This is a genomic window from Nonomuraea antimicrobica (assembly GCF_039536965.1).
GTDB classification, from domain to species: domain Bacteria; phylum Actinomycetota; class Actinomycetes; order Streptosporangiales; family Streptosporangiaceae; genus Nonomuraea; species Nonomuraea antimicrobica.
Genome location: NZ_BAAAZP010000168.1, coordinates 1 through 2019, shown reverse-complemented (window position 1 = coordinate 2019; position 2019 = coordinate 1). Strand labels below are relative to the sequence as shown.

The window sequence follows — 2019 nt, the reverse complement described above, 5'->3', positions numbered from 1 at the left end:
GGCGTCCGGCACGCCGGAGTTGAGCCCCCGTGCGCCGAAGGGGGCGAAGAGGTGCGCGGCCTCGCCTGCCAGCAACACCCGGCCGACGGTGAAGGTCTGCGCGACCGCCTGGCGGAACAGGTAGTGGGAGGACCAGATGATCTCGCACGCGTGCCCGGACGGCAGCAGGGGCCGCAGCCAGGAGCGCGGGTCGGCGGCCAGCGCCGCGGGATCGTCGCCCGCGCGGCACTGCAGGTCCACGCGGTGGCCGCCGGCGAAGGGGGCGAGGAACACGTTGCGCCCGGCCACGGCCGGATGGCGGTAGTGGAAGACCCGCTCTGTGGGCAGCGGCCGGGCCGGGTCGCCGGCGACGTCCACGACGACGAACGCCTCGCCCCCGCGCTCGCCGTTCAGCGGGACGCCCAGCCGCCGCCGCACGGCCGACCCGGCCCCGTCGGCCGCGACGACGTACGCCGAGCGCCACTCCCGCCCGCAGGTCGTGCGGGTCAGGACGGAGGCGTCGGAGGGGATCACCTCGTCGGCCCGCGCGTCCCAGGTGAAGGTGACGCCCGCGCGCTCGCCCGCCTCGCGCAGCAGCCTCTCCGTCCTGGGCTGCGGGAGCGTGACGAACGGCGCGCGCGAGGGGTGCACCGGCCCGTAGCCGCGGTGGTACACCCGCCGCCCGGCCCAGTACGTCGTACGCCCCGACCAGACCAGCCCCTCGGCGGCCAGCCGGTCGGCGAGGGCGGGACAGGCCGCCGCGAGCGTCTGGATCGTCTGCCGGTGCAGGAAGATCGCCCGGCTGCCGGGTTTGGGCGCGCCGGCGGGCAGCCGTTCCAGCACGTGCGCGGGCAGGCCCCGGGCGCGGGCCAGCAGGGCGGCGGCCAGCCCGACGGGACCCGCGCCCACGATGAGCGGCCCGTCGATCACGGCGTCGCTCCCGCGGGCGGGCGCACCGGGCTCGGCACAGCGCGGGGGTGCGGCCCGAGCGGGCCGGTCAGCGGCATGCGGACTCCCTCCCGGAGACCGTCGCGGTCAGGGCGCGCTTGTCGACCTTGCCGCGCTCGGTGACGGGCAGGCCGGGGACGAGGATCACCCGGCGCGGCAGCTTGTGGATAGCCAGGAGCGCCCGGCAGTGCCCGACGATCTCCTCGGCGGTGGGGGCGGCGCCCGGCTCGGCCACCACCCACGCGCACGCGATCTCGCCCAGGACGGGATCGGGCAGCCCGGCCACCGCGACGTCGTGCACCGCCGGATGCCGCCGGATGGCCTGCTCCAGCTCGGTGGGGAACACCGAGTAGCCGCCGCACAGGACGACGTCCTTGATCCGGTCGACGATCCGGACCCGCCCGTCGGGGGTCACGACGCCCACGTCGCCCGTGCGCAGCCAGCCGTCCGTGCCGATCGCCGCGGCGGTCTGCACGGGGCTGTTCCAGTAGCCGGGGGTGACGATCGGCCCGTGCACCTGGAGCTCGCCCGGCTCGCCCGGAGGGGCCTCGCATCCTGGCGCGCCGGCCGGCACCACCCGCAGCCGGACGCCGGGCAGCGTCGTCCCGGCCGTGCCGTGGCGGCCGGTCAGCTCGGGCGCGGAGAGCGTGGCCATGCCGCTCAGCTCCGTCATCCCCCACCCCTCCACGTACGGGGCTCCCGTGCGTTCCTCCCAGGCCAGGGCCAGGTCCTCCCCGGCGCACTGACCGGCCGACAGCCCGCACCGCAGCGATGGCGGCAGGAGGTCGCCGGGCCGGGCCAGCAGCCGCCGGTACATCGTGGGCACGCCCGCGACCACGGTCGCCGCGTGCCGGGCCGACCGCTCCAGCAGCGTCTCCACGTCGAAGCGGTCGAGCAGGATCAGCTCCGCGCCGCTGCCCAGCGCCGCGTTCATGACGTTCGTCCCGTACGTGTGCGCCAGCGGCAGCGCCGTCACCACGCGGTCGCCCGGTCCGAGCCGCAACCGCCCGGCCAGGTTGGCGCCACCGGCGCGCACCGCCCGCCGCGTCTGGATGACGCCCTTGGGCGCGCCCGTCGTGCCCGAGGTGTAGT

The 2019-nt window shown here is 77.2% G+C and carries 2 protein-coding genes; both read right to left on the bottom strand.

Annotation, left to right across the window (positions count from 1 at the left end; genetic code table 11):
- A partial coding sequence (locus ABD844_RS40440) for an FAD-dependent monooxygenase (protein WP_344890647.1) occupies positions 1-909 on the bottom strand: 909 nt, incomplete at its 3' end.
- 67 nt (positions 910-976) lie between these two features.
- Positions 977-2019: class I adenylate-forming enzyme family protein (locus ABD844_RS40435; protein ID WP_344890643.1), on the bottom strand; the 1043-nt coding region annotated here is incomplete at its 5' end.